Annotated in this window: 4 protein-coding genes and 1 pseudogene; all 5 read left to right on the top strand. The window is 76.4% G+C overall.

Annotated features, from left to right (window positions below; translation table 11 throughout):
- Nucleotides 1-91 precede the first annotated feature (91 nt).
- Complete coding sequence (locus ACFYVL_RS07045) at nucleotides 92-1,258, top strand: zinc-binding alcohol dehydrogenase family protein (protein ID WP_389241777.1); 1,167 nt, start codon at nucleotides 92-94, stop codon at nucleotides 1,256-1,258.
- Nucleotides 1,200-2,639, top strand: a pseudogene (locus ACFYVL_RS07040) (polyketide synthase); the annotation flags it as partial. The gene ACFYVL_RS07045 and the pseudogene ACFYVL_RS07040, both read left to right, overlap by 59 nt.
- The gene (locus ACFYVL_RS07035; protein WP_389241820.1) at nucleotides 2,613-6,317 is read left to right on the top strand and encodes an SDR family NAD(P)-dependent oxidoreductase; all 3,705 of its coding nucleotides are present in this window, start codon (nucleotides 2,613-2,615) and stop codon (nucleotides 6,315-6,317) included. The pseudogene ACFYVL_RS07040 and the gene ACFYVL_RS07035, both read left to right, overlap by 27 nt.
- On the top strand, nucleotides 6,310-7,521 hold the full coding sequence (locus ACFYVL_RS07030; RefSeq protein WP_389241776.1) for an acyltransferase domain-containing protein: 1,212 nt from the start codon (nucleotides 6,310-6,312) through the stop codon (nucleotides 7,519-7,521). Before ACFYVL_RS07035 ends, ACFYVL_RS07030 begins: the two co-directional genes overlap by 8 nt.
- The gene (locus ACFYVL_RS07025) at nucleotides 7,518-8,234 is read left to right on the top strand and encodes an SDR family NAD(P)-dependent oxidoreductase (RefSeq protein ID WP_389241775.1); all 717 of its coding nucleotides are present in this window, start codon (nucleotides 7,518-7,520) and stop codon (nucleotides 8,232-8,234) included. The genes ACFYVL_RS07030 and ACFYVL_RS07025 overlap by 4 nt, the downstream gene beginning before the upstream one ends.
- Nucleotides 8,235-8,244: the final 10 nt, after the last annotated feature.

Genomic DNA, 8,244 nt, shown 5'->3' with positions numbered 1-8,244 from the left:
TGATCTACGAGGCAGGAGTGCTGGTACCGTCGCCACCAGGCGCGGAAAGGCACGTGGAATCGGTAACACACAGTGAACTCAAGGGGAGTTGATGGAGACAGTAAGGGCGTGGGTGCTGCCCGCGGGACCGGCGGACCGGAAGGACGGTCCGGTGCGTGGCGAGTTGACCCTCGCCCGCGTTCCGATCGCCTCCCCCGGTGAGCACGAGGTACTGGTCGAATCCCGGGTGGGCTGCTGGGAGGCGAACATGGAGCACGCGCTCGCGCGCAGCCCCGTCGACGTCGTCCGCCAGCGCGGCGAGGAACAGATCGTCGTCGGCACCTGCGGAGTGGTGCGGGTGCTGTCGGTCGGCTCCGCCGTGCGCGGCCTGACCGAGGGCCAGGACTGTCTGTGGATCCCCTTCGGGAAGATCGACCGCAACGGCTACGCGGAGAGCATCTCCGCCTACGACGCCCCCGGTTCGCCCGGCCTGCTCGCCGAACGCCTGGTGCTGCCCGCCGACCGGCTGGTCCCGCTGCCCGCCGACGGCCGCTACCCGGTCGAGCGCTGGGCGCCGTTCGCCCGCTACTTCACCGCCTGGGACAACTGGCGCGTCACCAGCCGCTGCTGGCGCAGCCAGGTCGACGACGCCTGGGACCAGCAGCCGCTCGTGCTCGGCTGGGGCGGCGGCGTCGTCTACGCCGAACTGGAGCTCGCCCGCCGCGAGGGCTTCCGTACGGCGATGGTCTCCGGCCGGGACAGCAGGCTCAAGGAGATCGCCGCCTCCGGGGCGGTCCCCGTCGACCGCAGGGACTTCCCCGACCTGGACTACACCTGGGCCAAGGAGTCCGGCGAGCCGCACGCCATGGAGCGCTACCGCGCCTCCGAGGCCCGGTTCCTGGAGATCGTCGACGAACTCTCCGGCGGGCAGGGCGTCTCGGTGTTCCTGGACAACCTGGGCGGCGGCCTGCACCGGGCCACCCTCAAGAGCCTGGCCCGCGAGGGCGTGGTGTCCACCGTCGGCTGGAAGACCGGCATGCGGCTGTGGAACCTGCGCGCCACCGAGTGCATCAGCAGGCACATCCACGTCCACACCCACGCGTGGCGCTTCCAGGACGGTCCCCGAATACGTGACGTGATGCAGGAGACCGGCTGGCTGCCCGACATCGCGGACGCCCCGGTGACGCCCTTCGACCGGGTCCCCGAACTGGCCGCCGCCTACGGCCGGGACGACCTCGACGGCTACTTCCCGCTCTTCTCCGTGGCCGGGAGGGACTGACCCCATGCGCTCCCGAGCATTCGACGTCGCGGTCATCGGCATGGCAGGCGCCTTCCCCGGCGCGCCGGACCTCGCCCGGTACTGGGCGAACGTCGTCGCAGGCGTCGACTCGGTCACCGAGGTCGACCCGGCGCGCTGGCCCGCCGAACGGCACTGGTCGGGCCCCGCGGACGGCTCGGGAGCAACAGGGGGAGCAACCGGGGGAGAAGCACCGGAACGCGCGGTCTCGTCGCCCTCGAAGTGGGGCGGGTTCCTGCCCCCGCTCCCCTTCGACACCCTCACCCACGGCATACCGCCCACCTCGCTCGGCGGCATCGAGACCGCCCAGCTCCTCGCGCTGGAGACCGCCTCCCGGGCCCTCGCGGACGCGGGCTACGCGGAACGCGCCTTCGACCGCGAGGCCACCTCGGTGGTCTTCGCCGCGGAGGCGGGCACCGACCTCGCCTCCGCGTACGCGGTGCGCTCGCTGCTGCCGCTGCACCTTGCGGAGATACCCGCCGAACTCGACGCCCGGCTGCCGCGGCCGACCGAGGACTCCTTCCCCGGCACCCTCTCCAACGTGATCGCCGGGCGGGTCGCCAACCGCCTCGACCTCGGCGGCCCCAACTACACGGTCGACGCGGCGTGCGCGTCCTCGCTCGCCGCCCTCGACCAGTCCTGCAAGGAACTCCTCGCGGGCACCAGCGACATGGTGCTGTGCGGCGCGGTCGACACGCACAACGGCCTCCACGACTACGTGATGTTCGGCTCGGTACGGGCACTGTCTCCGACCGGCCGCTGCCGCCCCTTCGACGCCACCGCCGACGGCATCGTGCTGGCCGAGGGCGTCGCCTGCCTCGTACTGAAACGGCTCGCGGACGCCGAACGCGACGGCGACCGCGTCTACGCCGTGATCAAGGGCGTCGGCGCGGCCAGCGACGGCCGCGGCCTCGGCCTGACCGCCCCCCGCCCCGAGGGCCAGCGCCGCGCACTGGAGCGCGCGTACGCCACGGCGGGCGTGTCACCGCGCGAGGTGGGCCTGGTGGAGGCGCACGGCACCGGCACCGTGCTGGGCGACCGCACCGAACTGGAGACACTGACCGGGGTGTTCCGGGACGCCGGAGCCGCGCCCGGCAGCTGCTCGCTCGGCTCCGTCAAGTCGCTGATCGGCCACGCGAAGTGCGCGGCGGGCATGGCGGGCCTGATCAAGGCGGTCCTCGCCGTGCACACCGGGGTACGCCCGCCGACCCGCCACATCAGTACCCCGAACACCGCCTGGGCGCCGGAGACCAGCCCGTTCGCCTTCGACACGGCGGCCCGCCCCTGGACCGACCCCGAACGACTCGCCGGAGTCAGCGCGTTCGGCTTCGGCGGAGTGAACTACCACGCGGTGCTGGCAGCCCCACCCACCCGCATCACGCCTCCGGGTCCGGACGGCCCGGACACGGCGCCGCGGAAGCCCGAACTACGCCCGAACGCAACCGACTTCGCCCCCGACGGCGCGGGAACCGGCAGCACGAACGGGACCGCCGCGACCGGGACCGGGACCACCACCCCGGCCGGGCACGCACCCCGCACACCCGTCGACCCGTCCGTCACTCCCGCGTCCCGGCCCCGCCCGACCGGTCCCGCCTTCGCCGAGTGGCCCGCCGAACTGCTGCTCTTCCGGGGCACCGACGACGAGGTCGGGGACGCGCTCGTCGCGCTCGACCGGCGGTTGGGCGACGGGCTCGCGCTGCGCGGGCTGACCGGGGCCGAGGGGACCGGGCCCACCCGGGTCGCGATCGTCGCCGAGGACGTGGCCGGGCTGCGTGCGCAGATCGCTCGGGCGCTGCGGTTCGAGGACGCGCCCGAGCACGGCGTGCACGTAGGGGACGGCGCCCGCACCCCCGTCGCGCTGCTCTTCCCCGGCCAGGGCAGCCAGCGGCCCGGCATGCTCGCCGACCTCTTCCTGCACTTCCCGCGACTGCACCGCTTCCTGCGCGCCGACCCGGCCCTCACCGCCGCGATGTTCCCGCCCGGCACCTTCGGCGGCGAACCCCCACGCCTGGTCGACACCCGCCTCGCCCAACCGGCCCTCGGCGTCGGCGGTCTCGCCGCACTCGACCTGCTGCGCGCCTGCGGCGTCGAACCCGACCTGGCGGGCGGCCACAGCTACGGCGAACTGGTCGCCCTCGCCGCCGCGGGCGTGCTCCCCGCGGACGCCGTGCTGCCGCTGAGCGGTGCCCGCGCCGCGGCCATGCACACCGCGGCGGGCACGGACGCGGGCGCCATGGCCGCCGTCGCCGCCCCCGCCGACACCGTCGCCGCCCTGCTCACCGCGCAGGGCCTCGCCGACGACGTCGTCCTCGCCAACCACAACGCCCCGGATCAGGTCGTCCTCGCGGGCTCCGCCGCCGGGATCGACACCGCCGTCGGCGCACTGCGCGCGGCGGGCCGCACGGCGAAGCGGCTGCCGGTCGCCGCCGCGTTCCACAGCGCCCGCATGGCTCCCGCCGCCGCCGCGTTCGCCGACGCACTGGCCGCGCAGGAGTTCCGTACGCCGCGGATCCCCGTGTGGTCCGGGGCTACCGCCCGGCCGTACCCGGCCGAACAGGACGCCGCGCGCGCCCTGTTGGCGGGTGCGCCGGCCCGGCCCGTCCGGTTCGCCGAACAGATCGAGGAGATGTACGCGGCGGGGGCCCGCGTCTTCGTGGAGGCGGGACCCGGCACCGTACTGACCCGGCTGGTCGGCGCCGTGCTCGGCGACCGCCCGCACACCGCCCTGTCCGTCGAGGCGCCGGGCCGCCCCGGGCTGCCCCACCTGCTCGGCACACTCGCCGCCCTCGCCGTACGCGGCGCGGACGTGCGGCCGGACGCGCTGACGGACGACCGCACCGACGCTCCGGTGGCGCCGAACGCCGGCTGGACCGTGGACGGCCACCTGGTCCGTACGGCCGACGGCACACCCGTGCCCGGCGGACTGCGCCCCGCCGAGCCGCCCGTCGTGCTCGCCGCCGGGGGCGGTGAACGGGACGAGACCGTCATCGAGTTCCTGCGCGGCACCCAGCGCATCGTGGCCGCCCAGCAGGAGGTCGTGCTGCGCTACCTCGGCGGCGGGAGCACCGGATCCGCGCCGGTCACGACCCTGCCCGGCGCGCCCGTCACCGCCGCCGCCCCCGGACGGCCCGGGAACGTACACGGGTCCGTACCGGCGGAGCCGGCCGCAGCGGGCGGGCCGGGGGCCGGGGCCGGTCCCGCCCCCAGCGTGCTGGAACTGGTCGCCCGCCGCACCGGCTACCCGCCCGCCATGCTCGACCCCGACCTCGACCTGGAGGCAGGGCTCGGCGTCGACTCGCTCAAGCGCACCGAGATGGCGGCGACCCTGCTGGGCGACGCGGCGGACGGCGCGTCCGTGGGCGCACTCTCCGACCTGCGCACGATCCGCGAGATGACCGACTGGCTGGCCGCGCACACGGCCGACGGCACCGGAATCGAGGGCGGAGACAGCGGAGGCAGCGGGGGCAGCGGTGACGCCGGTGATGCGAGCGACCGCGGAGGACGCGGGGACGCCGGTGACGTGGCCGACGGCAGGAGCAGCAGTGACGGCGGGCGCGGCGCCGAAGCACCCCGCGACGGTCACCCCGCGGCCCGCACCCCCGGCATCCCCGCCGGCGAGGACGCCCGCCACGACGGGACCCACCCCGCCGCCGCCCCGCGCCGCCACCTCGTCGAGCTGGTGCCCGCCCCGCTCGGCCCGCCGGGACCGGGGCAGCGGCGGGCCCGGCGCGCCACCGTCAGCGGCGGCGGCCGGACCGGCGCCGAACTGACCGTGCTCCTCAAGGAACGCGGCACCGAGGTCGTCGACGACCCCACCGGCTGCGACACCTTCCTGCTGCTCGACGCACTCGACCCGTTCGTCGCCGACGAGCCCGTACTGCCCGCCCGGTTCGCCGACGTACGGACCGCCGTGCTGGCAGGCGCACGGACCCTGCTGCTGGCCACCTGCCACGACGCGGGCCCGGCCGGCGCGGGGCTGCACGGGCTCGCCCGCGCCGTGGCCCGCGAGTACCCGGACCTCGCCGTGGTCGCCGTCGACCTGCCCGCGGGACGCCCGCCCGCCGAAGCCGCCCGGCTGCTCGCCGACGAACTCGACACCTGCGGCCCGGCCACCGACCGCTCCGTCGGCCACCTCGACGGACGGCGCGCGCGGTGGCGCACCACGCCCGTCGCACTGCCCGCCGGTGACGTCACCGCCGCCGACCTCGGACTCGACCGCGACAGCGTCGTCCTGCTGACCGGCGGCGCGCGCGGCATCACCGCCCGGATCGCGACCGCGCTCGCCGAACGCACCGGCTGCCACGTCGAACTTCTCGGCCGCAGCGCACCCGCCGCCGACGCCTCCCTCGACGAGGCCGCGCTGCGGGAACGGCTGATCGCCGGGGGCGGGCGCGCCCCGGCCGACATCGAGCGAGAGGTGCGCGGGTACGCCGCCGCCCGCGAGGTCCGGCAGTGCCTCGACGCCCTCGCCGCGACGGCCGCCTCCGTGCGCCACCACCGGGCCGACGTGCGCGACCGCGACCGGCTGGCCGCCGTGCTCGACGACGTGTACGCCCGGCACGGACGGCTCGACACCGTCGTCCACGCGGCGGGCGTCGTGCACGACCGGACACTGCGCGACAAGACCCCACAGGCCTTCGCCGAGGTCTTCGGGACCAAGGTCGACGGCGCCCGCGCGCTCGCCGCGCAGCTGCGGCCGGGCGTGCGCCACCTGGTGCTGTTCGGCAGCATCGCGGGCGTACTCGGCAACCGCGGCCAGAGCGACTACGCCGCCGCCAACGACGCCCTGGACACCCTGGCCCGCCGGTGGACGGGACGGGTCGCCGACCGGGTACTCGCCCTGGACTGGGGCCCCTGGGCGGCGGAGTCCGGCGGCATGGTCACCGCAGGGCTGGAACGCGCCTACGCCCGGCAGGGCATCGGCCTGATCGACCCGGACGCGGGCGTCGCCGCCTTCCTGCGCGAGCTGGCGTTCGGCCACGACCCCCAGGTGCTGCACGCCGCGGGCGACCTCGACGCGTTCGGGGACGGCCTTGGCTGACGTACTCCTCGCCGCCGCGCACAGCCCCGGTGACCTGCTCGCCGCACTGCGGGCGGGCCGCCCCGGCGGCACCGGGCCCTGCCGCGTCGCGGTGCTCGACCCCACGCCCGAGCGGGTGGACCACGCCGCCGCGGTCGTCGCCGCGGGCGAGCCGTGGCGCGGCACGGGCGACCTCTGGTACACCCCGGGCCCCGGGCTCGCGGGCGGCGTCGTGTTCCTCTTCCCCGGGCTCGACGCCCGGACCGGACCGGCCCCCGACGACGTCCGCACCTGGTTCGGCCTGCCCGCCGAACCCGCGCCCGGCGGCGCCACCCTGGACGCCCGCACCGGGGCCACCCTGCGGCTCAACCGGGTGCTGGACACCGCGCTGCGCCGCATCGGGATCGCCCCCGACGCGGTGGCCGGGCACAGCGCGGGGGAGTGGAGCGCCCTGTTCTCCGCGGGCACCTTCCCCGCCGGGGCCTTCGAGGACCTGGCCCGCGACATGGGCGCCCCGCCCGTGCCCGACGTGGTCTTCGCCGCCGTCGGCCTGTCCGCCCCCGCCGCCGCCCGGCTGGCCGAGGGCGAGCCCCGGGTGGTGCTCTCGCACGACAACGCGCCCGGCATGAGCGTGCTGTGCGGCGACGAGGACGCGGTGGCGCGCTGCCTCTCACGGATCGCCGACCCGGCGGTGCCGCGCCGGGTGCTGCCGTTCCGCTCCGGCTTCCACACCCCGATGCTGGCCCCCTACCTGTCCGGCTTCACCGCCGTGTTCGACCGGATCGCACCGGGCGCGCCCACCGTGCCCGTCTGGTCGGCGACCACGGTGCGGCCCTACCCGGCCGACGAGCGCCCGCTGCGCGCCCTGCTGGCACGCCACCTCCTGGAACCCGTGCGCTTCCGCCAGGTGCTGGAGGGGCTGTACGAGGCGGGCGCCCGGGTGTTCGTACAGGTCGGCTGCGGCAGCCTGCCCCGCTTCGCCGCGGCCACTCTGGCGGGGCGCCCGCACGCGGTGGTCAGCGCCGGATCCACCGGCCGCCCGCAGCTCGACCAGCTGCGCTGGGCCGCCGCCGCGCTCTGGGCCGAAGGCCGCACCCCCGACCTGGGCGCGCTCGGCCTGATCCCGCCGGGCGGCGACACCGTGGCCGCCGCACACCGGGCGGCCGTCGCCACCGTCGGCGTCGCCATCGACGAGATCCACCGCAACTGGAAGGGGCGACTGTGAGCGGGCAACGGCGCGCAGTGGTGACAGGGGCGGCCAGCGGCATCGGCGCAGCCGTCGCCGAACGGCTGGCCGAAGCGGGCTGGGCGGTCACCGGCTGGGACCGCGAGCCGGGCACCGCGCCCGGCATCGACTGGCACGCCGTGGACGTGCGCGACGCCGACGCCGTACAGGCCGCGGCCGACGCGGCGGGCGAGACCGACCTGCTCGTCAACAGCGCGGGCGTGGGCGCCATCGCACCCTCGGCCGCACTGCGCCCCAAGACCTGGGAACGGGTCCTCGGGGTCAACCTCAGCGGCACCTTCTACTGCGCCCAGGCCCTGTTCCCCGCCCTGTCCGCCCGCGGCGGCCTGGTGGTGAACGTCGCCTCCGTGATGGCGCACCGCGCCGTACCCGGCCGCGCGGCCTACTGCGCGTCCAAGGCGGGCGTCGTGATGCTCACCGAGGTCCTCGGCGTGGAATGGGCGCCCCAGGGCGTGCGCGTCCTGGCGGTCAGCCCCGCCTACGTGCGCACACCCCTGGTGGAGAAGGGATTCGCCAACGGCAACCTCGACGAGGCCGCCATCGCCGCCCGCACCCCGCTGGGCCGACTCGCCACCCCCGGCGAGGTCGCCGACCTGGTCCTGGACCTCACCGGCGACCGCTACGCCTACATGACCGCCACCACCCTGCGCTTCGACGGCGGCTGGGTCGCCGACGGCGTGTTCCCCCGCTGACCCGCCCGCC

The organism is Streptomyces sp. NPDC004111 (assembly GCF_042874215.1).
Classification (GTDB): Bacteria; Actinomycetota; Actinomycetes; order Streptomycetales; family Streptomycetaceae; genus Streptomyces.
Note: the sequence above shows the minus strand (reverse complement) of the source record. Positions and strands in the feature narration are given on the sequence as shown.

Coding starts and splice junctions, on each gene's coding strand:
- ACFYVL_RS07045 (WP_389241777.1), top strand. CDS start 92: ATGGAGACAGTAAGGGCGTGGGTGCTGCCCGCGGGACCGGCGGACCGG.